This is a genomic window from Streptomyces sp. NEAU-sy36 (assembly GCF_013423905.1).
Lineage (GTDB): Bacteria > Actinomycetota > Actinomycetes > Streptomycetales > Streptomycetaceae > Streptomyces > Streptomyces misionensis.
Genome location: NZ_CP058977.1, coordinates 7,457,799 through 7,471,213 on the forward strand (window position 1 = coordinate 7,457,799; position 13,415 = coordinate 7,471,213).

At 74.4% G+C, this 13,415-nt stretch carries 13 protein-coding genes; 4 read left to right on the forward strand and 9 right to left on the reverse strand.

The genetic code is table 11. From position 1 onward, the window contains the following. The first annotated feature begins 63 nt into the window (after positions 1 to 63). The 3 genes from HZZ00_RS32600 (at position 64) to HZZ00_RS32610 (ending at position 3,673) form a co-directional block, all read left to right on the forward strand. Entirely contained in the window at positions 64 to 1,041 is a 978-nt protein-coding gene (locus HZZ00_RS32600) for a glycosyltransferase family 2 protein (protein ID WP_180329735.1), read from the forward strand. Then, positions 1,038 to 2,372 carry an alpha-2,8-polysialyltransferase family protein gene (locus tag HZZ00_RS32605; protein WP_180329736.1) on the forward strand — a complete coding sequence of 445 codons (1,335 nt, stop codon included), beginning with the start codon at positions 1,038 to 1,040 and terminating at the stop codon, positions 2,370 to 2,372. Before HZZ00_RS32600 ends, HZZ00_RS32605 begins: the two co-directional genes overlap by 4 nt. A gap of 149 nt (positions 2,373 to 2,521) precedes the next feature. After that, complete coding sequence (locus tag HZZ00_RS32610; protein ID WP_180329737.1) at positions 2,522 to 3,673, forward strand: acyltransferase; 1,152 nt, start codon at positions 2,522 to 2,524, stop codon at positions 3,671 to 3,673. On the opposite strand, the gene HZZ00_RS32615 is transcribed toward HZZ00_RS32610, so the two are convergent. Next, positions 3,670 to 4,323 (reverse strand): TetR/AcrR family transcriptional regulator C-terminal domain-containing protein, encoded by a 654-nt coding sequence (locus HZZ00_RS32615; protein ID WP_180329738.1) that lies wholly within the window; start codon positions 4,321 to 4,323, stop codon positions 3,670 to 3,672. The two genes, HZZ00_RS32610 and HZZ00_RS32615, sit on opposite strands and share 4 nt — an antisense overlap. Before the next feature lie 70 nt (positions 4,324 to 4,393). On the opposite strand from HZZ00_RS32615, the gene HZZ00_RS32620 reads away from it, so the two are divergent. Beyond that, positions 4,394 to 5,779: an FAD-dependent monooxygenase gene (locus tag HZZ00_RS32620; RefSeq protein WP_257585496.1), complete on the forward strand. Its 1,386-nt coding sequence runs from the start codon at positions 4,394 to 4,396 to the stop codon at positions 5,777 to 5,779. A 37-nt stretch (positions 5,780 to 5,816) separates the two neighbouring features. Here HZZ00_RS32620 and leuE read toward each other — a convergent pair whose 3' ends face one another. The 8 genes from leuE to HZZ00_RS32660 all read right to left on the reverse strand — a co-directional run bounded on the left by leuE (position 5,817) and on the right by HZZ00_RS32660 (position 13,334). After that, complete coding sequence (gene leuE, locus HZZ00_RS32625) at positions 5,817 to 6,467, reverse strand: leucine efflux protein LeuE (RefSeq protein ID WP_180329740.1); 651 nt, start codon at positions 6,465 to 6,467, stop codon at positions 5,817 to 5,819. 64 nt (positions 6,468 to 6,531) lie between these two features. Beyond that, positions 6,532 to 8,112 (reverse strand): methylmalonyl-CoA mutase, encoded by a 1,581-nt coding sequence (locus HZZ00_RS32630; protein ID WP_180329741.1) that lies wholly within the window; start codon positions 8,110 to 8,112, stop codon positions 6,532 to 6,534. Positions 8,113 to 8,507: 395 nt separating this feature from the next. Then, the gene (locus tag HZZ00_RS32635) at positions 8,508 to 9,605 is read right to left on the reverse strand and encodes a hypothetical protein (protein ID WP_180329742.1); all 1,098 of its coding nucleotides are present in this window, start codon (positions 9,603 to 9,605) and stop codon (positions 8,508 to 8,510) included. Then, positions 9,605 to 10,291 (reverse strand): RNA polymerase sigma factor, encoded by a 687-nt coding sequence (locus HZZ00_RS32640; RefSeq protein WP_180329743.1) that lies wholly within the window; start codon positions 10,289 to 10,291, stop codon positions 9,605 to 9,607. The genes HZZ00_RS32635 and HZZ00_RS32640 overlap by 1 nt, the downstream gene beginning before the upstream one ends. Positions 10,292 to 10,593: 302 nt before the next feature. After that, on the reverse strand, positions 10,594 to 11,286 hold the full coding sequence (locus HZZ00_RS32645) for a hypothetical protein (RefSeq protein ID WP_180329744.1): 693 nt from the start codon (positions 11,284 to 11,286) through the stop codon (positions 10,594 to 10,596). Positions 11,287 to 11,372: 86 nt separating this feature from the next. Continuing rightward, positions 11,373 to 11,990, reverse strand: a complete 618-nt coding sequence (locus tag HZZ00_RS32650) for an RNA polymerase sigma factor (RefSeq protein WP_180329745.1) — start codon at positions 11,988 to 11,990, stop codon at positions 11,373 to 11,375. A 135-nt stretch (positions 11,991 to 12,125) separates the two neighbouring features. Continuing rightward, the gene (locus tag HZZ00_RS32655; RefSeq protein ID WP_180333803.1) at positions 12,126 to 12,527 is read right to left on the reverse strand and encodes a hypothetical protein; all 402 of its coding nucleotides are present in this window, start codon (positions 12,525 to 12,527) and stop codon (positions 12,126 to 12,128) included. Positions 12,528 to 12,746: 219 nt separating this feature from the next. Then, positions 12,747 to 13,334, reverse strand: a complete 588-nt coding sequence (locus HZZ00_RS32660; protein ID WP_180329746.1) for a hypothetical protein — start codon at positions 13,332 to 13,334, stop codon at positions 12,747 to 12,749. Positions 13,335 to 13,415: the final 81 nt, after the last annotated feature.

The window sequence follows — 13,415 nt, forward strand, 5'->3', positions numbered from 1 at the left end:
CATTCACCCAGTATCAAGCACGGCGTCAAGACGAATGACGGGCGTCCGCCTAACGTCCCTGACGTGGTCAAGCTCTCCGTCATCGTGCCGTTCTACAACGTGCAGCAATACGCGCCCGACACGCTCAGGAGCCTGAAGGCGAACGCGCGTGAGGACTTCGAATTCATTCTCGTCGACGACTGTTCCCGCGACGGGACACCCGCGATTCTCGCGCGCGCGGAGCGCGAGCTGCCCGGGGCGGTCCTCGTCCGGCACGAACAGAACGGGGGTCTGGCGACCGCGCGCAACACCGGCATCGACCGCGCGCGCGGCGAGTACCTGACGTTCCTGGACGGCGACGACTGGCTCGCCCCCGGCTACTTCGGCCAACTTGTCGGCGCCATAGAGGAGTTGGGCGTCGATTTCCTGCGCACCGACCATGTGCAGTGCACCGCGCGGGCCCGCCAGGTGCACCGGGTGCCGGTCGGCCGGCGGAACCAGGTGCTGAACCCGCGCGAGGCGATACTGCCCGCGGACCGCTCCACCTCGGTGGACTACGCGTTCGCCTGGGCGGGCGTCTACCACCGCCGGCTGGTCGACAAGGGGCTCCTGCACTTCACCGACGGGCTGCGCACGGCCGAGGACCGGCCGTGGATCTGGAAGCTGCACCGGGAGGCGGAATCCTTCGCCGCGGTGAGCCTGCTCGGCGTGTTCTACCGGCGCGGGGTCGCCTCCTCGCTCACCCAGATCGGCGATGTGCGCCAGCTCGATTTCATCCGGGCATTCGATCAGGTGATTGCGGAGACCGCCGCGGACCGCGATGCGGACGCACTGCTGCCGAAGGCGGTCCGTACGTATTGCGCCATCATTTCCCATCATCTGGGATCCATCGAAAGGTTCGAGCCCGCGGTGGCGAAGAAACTGAAATCCCTGAGTGCCGCCGCACTGCGCCGCATGCCGCAGGACGTGCTGGACGAGGCCCTGGACTCCATGGACGTGCAGCGCGCCACCAAGCTGCGCCGGCTGCGCCGCCGTCCCGCCGCCGCGGGGGCCGCCGCGTGACCACCCAGATCTTCCAGGCGTCCACGCTGTACGGCATCGCCACCCTCGCCGCCGCCCTGGACTCCGGCTGCTTCGACTCCGCCGACCGGCGGATCCTGCTGGTCTGCAACAACGCGGCGACGCCCGAGACGACGCCGGGCCCCGACGAGATGCCGGGGTTCGAGCGGCTGCGCGACCGGTTCGACGACGTGATCTCGTACAACGAGACGATCTTCCCGTTCCACCCGGGCGGCTGGGCCCCCCGGGTGGACGACATGCCGCTGTGGGAACGGTTCCTGCGGCACGAGTGGCGGCTGGGCGACGAGGACGTCGAGTTGGCCGTCGAGTCGATCCAGGTCAATCCGGCGCTCGCGCTCGCCCAGATCTTCAACGGCGCCCCGGTCACGGTCTACGCGGACGGCCTGATGTCCTACGGCCCGACCCGCAACAAGATCGACCCGCTGGTCGGCACGCGCGTCGACCGGGTGCTCCACCTGGACCTGGTGCCGGGGCTGGCGCCGCTGCTGCTGACCGAGTTCAAGGTGCCCGGCGAGCTGGTCCCCACCCAGGCCTTCACGAAGGTGCTCGCGGAACTCGCGCAGACCGCCGGCGAGTCGCCGGCCGCCGAGGAGCCCGCGCTGCTGCTCGGGCAGTACCTGTCGGCGCTGGACATCCTCACCGCGGAGCAGGAGGAGGACCTGCACGTGCGGATGCTGAGGGGCGCGGCGGCCCTGGGCCACACCGCGGTCGTGTTCAAACCGCACCCCACCGCCCCGGCACGCTACACCCGCTCGCTGGAGCAGGAGGCGGAGCGGCTCGGCGTCGAACTGACCGTCGTGGACACGCCGGTCCTCGCCGAGGTGCTGTACCAGCGGATGCGTCCCGCGCTGGTCGTCGGCTGCTTCTCCACGGCCCTGCTCACCGCCTCCGCGCTCTACGGACTGCCGGTCGCCCGGGTGGGCACCGAGCTGCTGCTGGAGCGGCTGACGCCGTACGAGAACAGCAACCGGATCCCGGTCACCATCGTGGACGCCCTGCTGCCGGACCTGTCCGACGCGGCCGCGGTCACCGAGCGGCGCCAGGGCATGGACGTGGACCGGCTGGGCGCGCTGGTGCGCGCGGTGGGCTTCGCGATGCAGTCGAAGATCCTGCCGGGGCTGCGCGCGGAGACGGAGACCTGGCTCGCGGCCAACTTCGGCCCCGAGAACTCCCGTTACTTCAAGCGCCGCAGGCTCACCTCGCTCGCCCTGCCCGGCGGGATCCCGTCCCAGCTGGCGTTCATCCCGCGCAACGTGACCGTGCGCCGGGTGGCGAAGAAGGCGCGCAGCCTGCGCAGGACGGTACGGCGCTGAGCCCGGGCGGACCCGTCCCGCACCCGGGTCCGCCGCCACCCATACCCCGTGTCGTTAACCCGGACGTAAGCCCAACTACCGCAATATTTCAGGTAGTTTCATGTGATCGTGAGACATGAATCCCGGTGTCCGGGTAGGTACCGGGCACCATGGCTGCTTCCTCCCCCGCCCTCGACGCCGTCCCCGCCCCGCCCGACCGGACGACGGCCGCCCCCGCCCCCACCGCCACCCCCACCGATCGCCGGAGCCGGCTGCTCGCACTGGACGGGCTGCGGCTCGTGGCCGCGCTGATGGTCTGCCTGTACCACTACACCGGCCGCGGCGGCACGGTCTCCGAGTCCTGGCACCAGAGCCCGGCCACGCTCTTCCCGGCCCTGTCCCGGCTGTCCGTCTACGGCTGCCTCGGCGTCCAGTTCTTCTTCGTCATCAGCGGCTTCGTGATCTGCATGAGCAGCTGGGGCCGCACCCTCGGCGACTTCTTCCGCTCCCGGGTCTCGCGCCTCTACCCCGCCTACTGGGTAGCGCTGGTGCTGGTCACCGCGGCGTCCCTGGTGCTGCCGGTCGTCATCGCGCCGGTCCGCCCGGACGAGTTCCTGGTCAACCTGACGATGCTGCAGCAGCCGATGGGCGCGACCCGCGTGCTCGGCGTGTGCTGGACGCTGTGGGCCGAGGTCCGCTTCTACGCGCTGTTCGCCCTGCTCGTCGTCCTGCGGGGCGTCACCTACCGCCGGGTGGTGCTGTTCTGCTCCGTGTGGACGCTGGCGGTGGTGGTCTGCCGTACCACCGGCAACGCGCTGACCGACCAGATCCTCATGCCCGAGTACGCGCCCTTCTTCATCGGCGGCCTCGCCCTCTACCTGGTGCACCGCTTCGGCGGGAACCTGCTGCTGTGGGGCATCGTCGCGGTGTCCCTGCTGCTCGGGCAGAGCGAGGCCACCCGCGGCCTGTGGCGCCCGGCCGGCCACTTCGGCTTCCACCGCGACCCCTATGTGGTCATCCTGATCGTCGCCCTCGCCTTCGCCACCGTCGCCGCCGTCGCCGTCGGCCGGACCCGCTGGGCGTCCTGGCCCTGGCTGACCACGGCCGGCGCGCTCACGTACCCCTTCTACCTGGTCCACGAACACCTGGGCTGGTTCGTCATCCGCGTCCTGCGCCGGACCCTCGGGCTGTCACCGGGGGTTGCCCTCGCCGCGACGGTCCTGGCCATGCTGCTCCTGGCCTGGCTCATCCACCGGTTCGTGGAGAAACCGTTCGGCCCACGGCTCAGGCGGGCGCTGAAGGCGCGGAGCCTTTCCGCCTAGGACGCCACCCCGTACCGCGCCCCGATCCCCGCGATCACGACCGCCAGTCCTTCTTCGAACTGGCGGTCGTAGTCGTCGAAGAGGAGTTCGCCGGCCGCCGCCGCGAGGGGGTGGTCGGCCAAGCGGCGGGCGCGGTCGGCGATGTCGGTGCGGACCTTCTCGTCGCCCGGCAGGGGGCGCATGCCCTGCTCCTCGGTGACGAAGCCGATGGTGTAGGCGTAGGCCGTGCGGCCCGCGTCGACGGCCTGGGCGAAGGTCAGCCCGGCGTCCGTCAGGAGCCGGAGGTTCGCCTCCAGGGCGGGGGCGTGGTCGACGCCGGTGAAGCGTGAGCCGCTGAAGACCTTGGCGCCGTCGCGGTAGCCGAGCAGCGCGGCGCGCAGACCGCGGTTGACCTTCAGCAGGCGTTCCCGCCAGGTGTCGGCGGGGTCGAGTTCGGCGCCGGCCGCCATCCGCCGGAACATCTGCGTCGCCATCTCGTCCAGCAGCGCCTGCTTGTCCTTGAAGTGCCAGTACAGGGCAGGCGCCTTGACGTCCAGCTCCTTCGCGATGGCGCGCAGGGTCAGCCCGTCGAGGCCGACCTCGTTCAGCAGCCGCAGCGCCGTGTCGGCGACCCGGGCACGGTCCAGGGGCGATCGTCGTTCCGCACTCACGCTTGACAGCTTAACAGCGTTAAGGCCACCCTCATGGCAAGGCACTTAACGGCGTTAAGGAGATGTGGTCGTGGATACGACGGACGTCCTGATCGTGGGCGCGGGCCCCACCGGACTCACCCTCGGCATCGACCTGGCCCGGCGCGGGGTCGCGGCCCGGCTCGTGGAGCGCGCGGACGCTCTGTTCCCGGGCTCGCGCGGCAAGGGGATCCAGCCCCGCACCCAGGAGGTCTTCGACGACCTGGGCGTCATCGACGCGGTCCGCGCGTCGGGCGGGCCCTACCCGGACCGGATGGTCTGGCGCGATGGCGAGCGGGTCGGCGAGGAGTCGATGTTCGAGCGGTTCGAGCCGGACGCGGGCACGCCGTACCCCGCGCCGCTGATGATCCCGCAGTGGCGCACCCAGGAGATCCTCCACGCCCGGCTCACGGAACTGGGCGGGAAGACCGCCTTCGGGCGCGAGGTCACGGGCCTGACGCAGGACGCGGACGGCGTGGACGTGGCGTTCGCCGACGGTACGACGGTCCGCGCGCGCCATGTGGTGGCCGCCGACGGCGGTCGCTCGCGGATCCGGCGGGCCCTCGGTGTCGGCATGACCGGCGAGACCGTCGACCCGGCACCGTTCGTGGTGGCGGACCTGCGGGTGCGGGGCCTGGACCGGTCGCACTGGCACGCCTTCCCGGCCGCGGACGACAGCGCCCTCGGGCTCTGCCCGCTGGCCGGCACCGAGGAGTTCCAGATGGCCGCGCGGCTGCCGGTGGGCTCGGAGCCCGATGTGACCGAGGACGGCGTGCGCGAGCTGGTCGCCCGGTACACCCACCTGGCCGCCTCGGATGTGACCGAGGTCCGCTGGGCCTCGGAGTTCCGGCCCCGGGCCGCGCTCGCGGACCGGTTCCGGGTGGGCCGGGTGTTCCTCGCGGGCGACGCCGCGCACGTGCACTCACCAGCCGGCGGACAGGGCCTGAACACCAGCGTCCAGGACGCCTACAACCTCGGCTGGAAACTGGACGCGGTCCTGCGGGGCGCCCCCGAGTCCCTGCTGGACACGTACGAGGAGGAGCGGCGGGCGAACGCCGCGGCCGTGCTGGAGCTGTCCACCGGCGTGCACCGCGGCGAGGTCCGGCGGGGCCGGGCCACCGTCCAACTCGGCGTCGGATACCGGGAGTCGTCGCTCAGCGCCGAGACCCGGGCCGACCCGGGACGGGTGCGCGCGGGCGACCGCGCGCCGGACGCCGACATTCCCGGCGGCCGCCTCTTCGACCTCTTCCGGGGCCCGCACTGGACCCTGCTGGGCGCGACCGCCGCCCCGCGAGCGGGCGTGCGGACCCTGCCGTCGGCCCCCCGGTCCTACGGCCCCGGCGTCTTCCTGGTCCGCCCGGACGGCTACGTCGGCTGGGCGGGCGAGACGGCGACGGATGACCTGGCGGCGTACCTCGACGCCGTCGTCGGCGGCTGAACTCCGGCGCCCCGGCCGCTCCTGCCGCCCCGCGCCGCTACGACGCCAGCGACAGCTTCACCGCGAAGCCGAGGAAGAGGACGCCGGCCGCGGATGTCGCCGTCGCCGACAGGCGCTTGCGGCGGCGGAAGGCGGCGGCGAGGCGCGTGCCGCCGAATATGAGGGCGCTGAGGTAGAGCACGCTGGCCACCTGGGCGAAGGCGCCCAGCACGACGAAGGAGAGGGCCGGGTAGGCATAACTGGTGTCCACAAACTGGACAAAGAAGGCCACGAAGAACAGGATCGCCTTCGGGTTGAAGAGGCTCACCACGAGGGCGCGGCGATAGGGGCGTTCCTCGGTGGTGACGGCCGCCTCCGCCGCCTCCTCCGGCTGCCGCTCCCGCCGGGTGCGCCACATCCGCCGGGCCGCCCGCATCATGCCGATCGCCAGCCAGGTCAGATATCCGGCGCCCGCGTACTTCACGATCCCGAACAGCACGGCGTTGGCCTGGAGCAGCGAGGCGACTCCGGCGGCGGACAGGGTCATGAGCACCGTGTCCCCGCAGAACACCCCGGCGGCCGCGGTGTACCCGGCGCGCACCCCGCGGCGGGCGGCCACGGACAGCACATAGAGGGAGTTGGGCCCGGGCAGCAGCACGATCAGGGCCACGCCCGCGAGGTACGTGGGGAGATGGACGACACCGAACATGGCAAGGAGTGTCGCACGGGGGTACGACAACGGGACCTGGCGGTGACCCCTCACCGGCCCCGGCTCAGAACGCGTCGCTCGGCACGTGACTCCCCCACACCTCGCGCAGGGCCCCGCACACCTCGCCCAGCGTGGCCCGCGCCCGCAGCGCCTCCCTCATCGGGTGGAGGACGTTGTCCGCGCCCTCGGCCGCCTTCGCCAGCGCGGTCAGGGCCGAGTCGACCGCGCCCCGGTCGCGTCCTGCGCGCAGCCGGGCGAGGCGCTCGCACTGGCGGGCCTCGATGGCGGGGTCCACGCGCAACGGCGCGTAGGGCTCCTCCTCGTCCAGCCGGAAGCGGTTGACGCCGACCACCACCCGCTCGCCGGAGTCGGTCTCCTGGGCGATGCGGTAGGCGTTGCGCTCGATCTCGGCCTTCTGGAAGCCCCGTTCGATCGCGGCCTGCGCGCCGCCCATCTCCTCGATCTCGCGCATCAGCTCGACGGCCGCCTCCTCCACGTCGTCGGTCATCCGCTCCATCGCGTAGGACCCGGCGAACGGGTCGACCGTCGCCGTCACGTCCGTCTCGTGGGCCAGCACCTGCTGCGTGCGCAGGGCGAGCCGCGCGGAGGTGGCGGTGGGCAGCGCGATCGCCTCGTCGAAGGAGTTGGTGTGCAGGGACTGGGTGCCGCCGAGGACCGCGCCGAGGGCCTGGACCGCGACCCGCACCAGGTTCACCTCCGGCTGCTGCGCGGTCAGTTGCACCCCGGCGGTCTGGGTGTGGAAGCGCAGCATCAGCGACTTGGGGTCGCGCGCCCCGAACTCCTCCCGCATCACCCGGGCCCAGATCCGGCGCGCGGCCCGGAACTTGGCCACCTCCTCCAGGAACGTCGTGCGGGCGACGAAGAAGAAGGACAGGCGCGGGGCGAAGTCGTCCACGTCCATCCCGGCCGCGACCGCGGTGCGCACGTACTCGATGCCGTCGGCCAGGGTGAAGGCGATCTCCTGCACGGGGGACGCGCCCGCCTCGGCCATGTGGTAGCCGGAGATGGAGATGGTGTTCCACCTCGGGATCTCGGCCGTGCAGTACCGGAAGATGTCCGCCGTCAGCCGCAGCGAGGGCCTGGGCGGGAAGATGTAGGTGCCGCGGGCGATGTACTCCTTGAGCACGTCGTTCTGGACCGTGCCGGTCAGCCGGTCAGCCGGCACCCCCTGCTCCTCCGCCACCAGTTGGTACAGCAGGAGCAGCGGCGCGGCCGGGGCGTTGATCGTCATCGACGTGGACACCCGGTCCAGCGGGATGCCGTCGAACAGCACCCGCATGTCCTCGATCGAGTCGATGGCCACGCCGACCTTGCCGACCTCGCCGTGCGCGAGGGGCGCGTCGGAGTCGTGGCCCATCTGGGTGGGCAGGTCGAAGGCGACGGACAGCCCGGTGGTGCCGTGGGCGATCAGCTCCCGATAGCGGGCGTTGGACTCGGCGGCCGTGCCGAAACCGGCGTACTGGCGCATCGTCCAGGGGCGGCCGGTGTACATGCTCGGGTAGACCCCGCGGGTGAAGGGGTACGCCCCCGGCTCCCCGAGCCTGTCCGCGGGGTCCCAGCCGGTCAGGGCGTCCGGCCCGTACACCGGCTCGATCGGCAGGCCCGACTCCGACTCACGCGCCATAACCGCCTCCGCAGGACGTTCCGTACCTCCCCACCATGCCCCGCGGTCCGACGGCGGTCACGCGGAGAGGCGCCCGGAGCGTGCGGCCCCCGGCGATCCCGCCGCGGGGACAAGGGCTGGGTGCGTCGGCGTCCGGGGGGAGGGGATCTCGCGCGGCCGTCCACCGGGGACGCGGGCGGGCGGCGAGGCCGGCGGGGGGGGCGACGAGTATGGGGCGCGGGCGGGACCGGGGGAACATGTCCCGCCCGCGCCGGGTGCACGAGCCGTGGGTACGGGGGGAACCCCGGCTCGGTGCAACAGCCGATGACCAGTCGGCTCACTTGGTACTGCGTCCGGGGGCCGAAAAGTGTCACACCCTGCGCGAGAAAATTTTCCCGGCCGGGCGAAACCGCAGGTCAGGAGGGTGATGGGGACGCGGATCCGCCGGGTTCGCCGGCGGTGGCGCGAGGGCGCCGGGGGCCGTGGGCGGAGGGTGCCGGGGCGGGAGTGGCGCCACCGCGCTGCCGGACGCGGACCTGGCCCGGGGCGGAACCCCGGCCGTCCTTGCCGAGTCCGTTCCCCTTGCCGTCGCCGGGGTGGCTGTCGTCGTCACCGCCCTGGCCGTTGCCGTTCCGGTCGCCGCCGCCCTGCCCGGAGCCCCGGCCCGCGCCGCGGCCTTCGCCCTGGCCGCGGCCGCCGTCGTCGCCGCCCTTGCCGGGGGTCGGGCTCACGGCGGTGTGCTCGCCGGCGGCCAGCAGCAGCTTGCAGTACTGGGCCACCCGGGCGGAGCCGCCCGCCAGGTTCTCGAGCGCGCGTCTGCGGTCCGCGCCGAGACCGGTGCCGGCGCGCAGGTCCCGGCAGGCCGTGGCGGCGCCGCTCCACCGGCCGCCGGGGGCGCTGGGCGCGCCGGAGCCGGGGTGCGTGCCCGTGCCGGTACGGCCGTCCTGGCCGGTGGCGCGGTCGGAGCCGCCGGATCGGGCGGTGCCCGGGGCGCCGCCCGGATCGGCGGTGCCGGTGGGTGCCTGCGGGGTGGCCGGGGCGAGCGGCCGGCCGGAGGGGGCGGCGCTGGCCGCGGGGGCCGGGCGCTCCTCGTCGAACGGCGTGGGCAGCACTCCGCTGCCGGCGGCCACGGCGACCCCGCCGAGGGTGCCCGCCGCCACCACCGCGGCCAGCGCGAGGCGCACCGGGCGGCGCCAGGCGGGGCGGCGGGCGGGGGCCCCGGCGCGGGCGCCGATGCGGATCAGGCCCGCGTCGTGTCCGCGGGTGCTCCCGCCGGGCGCGGCGGCGCGCTCCTCCGCGGCGGCGTCGCGGGCCTTGCGGAACGCGGCCAGTGCGGCCTGCTCGCCGGGGAGTTCGGAGGTGGCCGGGGCAGCCTCGGCGGACAGCGCGCCGAGCAGCTCGAAGAGGCGTTCCGCGCGGTCGGCGGCGGACGCGTCGACGGCCTCCGCCGCCTCCCCGGCGAGCAGGCGCTCCGCCGTCTCCCGGTTCAGCCACTTGTCCTGCTCGTCGGCCATCACATGTCCTTCTGCGTCCGCGCTCGCGTATGCGTCACAGTGCCGGACGTCACCGCTCGGCGGCGCGGTTCTCGCTGGACGGCCCGCTCGGCCGTCCGGGGAGGCGGCAGCGCGTCGAGCACGCCCGCGGCCTCCGGGTCGTCACCCAGCAGTTCCGCGAGCCGTTTGAGGCCGCGGTGCGCGGCGGTGCGGACGGCCCCGGCGCGTTTGCCGAGGGTCTCGGCCGCGGACTTGGCGTCCAGGCCGACCACCACGCGCAGGACGACCGCCTCGGCCTGGTCCTGAGGGAGCCGCGCGATGAGGGAGAGAGTGTTGCCCGTGGTGAGCGCCTCGATGGCCTCGCCCGCGGTGTCGCACTCGGCTGCCCGGCCGGTCAGTTCGGTCTCGTCGCCGCCGATCGCCGGGCGGCGGCCGCGCATCCGGATGTGGTCCAGGGCGCGGTTGCGGGCGATCCGGGCGGCCCAGCCGCGGAAGCGGTCGGCGTCGCCGCTGAACCGGCCGAGGTCCCGGGCGATCTGCAGCCAGGCTTCGGAGGCCACGTCCTCGGCGTCCGGATCGCCGACGAGCGTGCGCACGTATCCGAGCAGGCGCGGGTGTACCGCGCGGTAGACCGTGCGGAAGGCGCTCTCGTCACCGTCCTGTGCCGCACGCACCGCGGTGGTCAGCTCCGCGTCGTCCCCCAGCACCGCACTCCCTTTACGCCTGTCTCCGGTCGGCGCGAATGGCACGTTACGGCGTGAAACCTTTCTTCGTCCATGTCCGTAGAAGATGCAACTAACTCGTGACCGGGTGCGGGTGTGCGCAGGGTGAGCATCCGGTGCGGACCGGGAGCGGCCGGGGTGTGACAGAAAACGCACGCGCGACGCTGTAGGGAGTACGGGTCGCCGCGCGGCCCTCAGCGCGACGGCCGGGGCCTCTCCTGTGGGGGGTGGCGGCCCCGGCCGTCGCCCTGTCCGGCGCCCTGCCGCTCGCCTCTTGCCCTTCGGCGCTACTTCTTACCGTCACCCGCTTGCGAACCGCCGCCATCTTTGCCGGTTTTGCCCGCTTTCCGGGTCGCGCGGTACGCGGCGCCCCGCTCCGGGCCGCCCGCAGCCGCGACGAGCCGCCGCCAGGCCGTGGCATCCGTCGCCTGGCCCCGCCGCCCCGCTTTCCCGTGGGCCCGGCAGTGGACCGGGGTGTCGCGGGCGGTCGCCGGACGGGCCGGGCTCGGGGCGGTGGACCGCGGGGGGCCGCTCGGCCGGGTGGCCGTACCGGTCGAGGGGACCGGGACCGCGGGGCGCGGTGTGCCCGGGGCGGATGCCGCCGGGCGTACGACGGGGTGCGGGGCGGCGCGGGTGCCGGACCCGGCGGAGCCGATCGCCGCGGTGGCGGCCCCGCCCAGCGCGAGGGACGCCAGCGTCACCGACAGCACGGTCCGCAGCGCACGGCGCCGCGCCGTGGGCCGCCAGTCGTCGCGGGGCCGGGTCCGGGAGGGGCGCGTCCCGGCGGCGCGGGCACCGCGGAAGGCGGCGACGGCCCGGCGCTCGGCCTCGGGATCCGCGTCGTAGACCCGCAGCGCCGCGCCGAACCGCGCCTCGAACTCGCCGACGCCGAGGTCCGCGTCGCGGCGCCTCGGCAAGGGCACGCCCGTGCCCACGCGCCGCCGCCCGGACACCCGGCCGCCGCCCTTCCGCTCACCCATGCCCGTTCCCGTCCTCGTCCCCCGCACCTGCGCTCCGCCGGCACCGCCCCTGTCGCGCGCGCACGCCCGTGTCCGGCCCGCGCCCCTCACGCCGGCTCCCCCGGTGTTCCGGGGGCCTCGTCCGCCGTGCCCCGGCCGGGCATCCGACGGGCGAGGCGTTTGAGGCCGCGGTAGGTGGCGGTGCGCACGGCGCCGGGGCGCTTGCCGAGCACGCGGGCGGCGGCAGGGCCGTCGAGACCGACGACCACCCGGAGCAGCACGGCCTCGGCCTGGTCCCGGGGCAGGGAGCGCACCAGGTCCAGGGCCCGCGCGGTGGACAGGGACTCCAGCGCCTGGTCGTGGGTGCTGTGCGGTCCGGGCAGCTCCAGCACGTCCTGTTCGAGCGCGGTGGTCCGGGGCCGGGTGCGGCGGCGGCGCAGATGGTCCAGGGCGCGGTGGCGGGCTATGGTCGCGGTCCAGCCCCGGAAGCCGGCGCCGTCCCCGCTGAACCGGCCCAGGTCACGGGCGATCTCCAGCCAGGCGTCGGCGGCCACGTCCTCCGCGTCCTCGCCGACCAGGCCGCGCAGATAGCCGAGCAGGCCGGGCTGCACGATCCGGTAGGCCACCGCGAACGCCGTCTCGTCGCCGTCCTGGGCCCGTGCGACGGCCGCGCCCAGTTCCGCGTCCCGCGGCCACCGGCGGCGGGGGTCCCCTCCCTGGCCCAAGACCGTCCTCGTCGTGCCGAGTTCAGGCCACCGCGGGGCGTCCCGCACGGTGTGACACGCTCCGGCCGTGTCTGTCGCCCTCCATGGTCATCAGCGTCCGCCCGCACGGAAGTGTCACAGCGAGCCGATGGGCCGTCAGGCGCCGGCGGTCGCGTCCCGGCACAGCAGGCGCAGCGAGCCGTGGCCGGTGTAGCAGCGGCGGGCCTCCTCGATGGGGTCCCAGAGCCGGCCGTCGGGCGTGCGCACCCAGTGCTCGCCGCCGGTCGCCCACCACTCCGCGCCGGTGTGCCGGACGACCACCTCCCCGGCGTAGGCGCCGAAGCCGCGCAGCACGCTGTCCACGGCCTGCATCGGCGCCCCCTCGCGCCGTATCTCCTCGATCACCCGGTCCACCCGCCACAGGCTCTGCGCCGAGTAGTCGAGGCGCAGCCGGGCGCCCTCGCGCATGGCCGCGACCGCGTCCGCCGCCCAGCGCACGGGCTTCACGGCGGCCTGGGGCCTGGTCCGCTGCGGCGCGGTGCCGTCCGGGGCGGTCACACCGGCCGACGCGTCGGCCGGCGCACCGGCGGTCGGGCGGGCCGGCACACGGGCTGTCACAGGGGCTGTCACATGGGCGTTCACATAAGGAAGAGCGAGCGGGGCCCGGCTTCCGTCACGCCTGGCGGCCGCCTCCCGACAACCGGCGCAGGACCGCCCCACCTCCACCGCACGACCGGCACAGGACGCCCGCACCCGGGGAGCCGTCCCGCGCGGGTGTCAGCCGACGGTCCCGGCGGTGCCCCGGGCCCGCCGGGAGACCACCGCGCGCAGCACCCGCCGCCCCTCCCCCGACAGCTCCAGGGCATGGCGCAGGCCGTGCCCGCCGTGCCCGGCGAGGAGTTCGAGGACGGCGATCTGGCGGCGCAGCTCGGCGGCGACCAGCGGGGACGGCTCCTCGGCCCCGCCGGCACGCGCGGCCGTCGGGGCGGCATCGTCCGGGGCGGCATCGGCGGCCGGGTCGAGCAGGCGGTGGATGCGCAGGGAGGCGAGCGAGCAGGCGTCCGTCCAGGGGCGCAGGGCCTCGACGGTGCGCTCGGCGGGGGCCGCGTCCAGCATGTGCCGGGCCAGCCGGACGGCCTCGGCGCCGGACGCGCCGGACACCCCGGCCTCCCCGCCCGTTCCGCACACGTCCCGCGCCCGCTCCAGGTGGCCGCTCCAGTCGGAGCCGTCGGCGAGGCTCCCCCACAGCGGGCGCAGCGGTTCGTCGTCCTCGCCGAGCAGCGGCAGGCACCGATCCAAACAAGCCAGTCCGGCCGCGGCCAGTCCCCGTTCGTCGGCCCGCGCGATCAGTTCCACCAGGCTCATGAAGCCCCCCGTTCTGGGTTCCGACCGGTACGGGACCCGTGACTCCCCTTACTGCGTGCGCGGGGGCGGGAGTGTCACAGT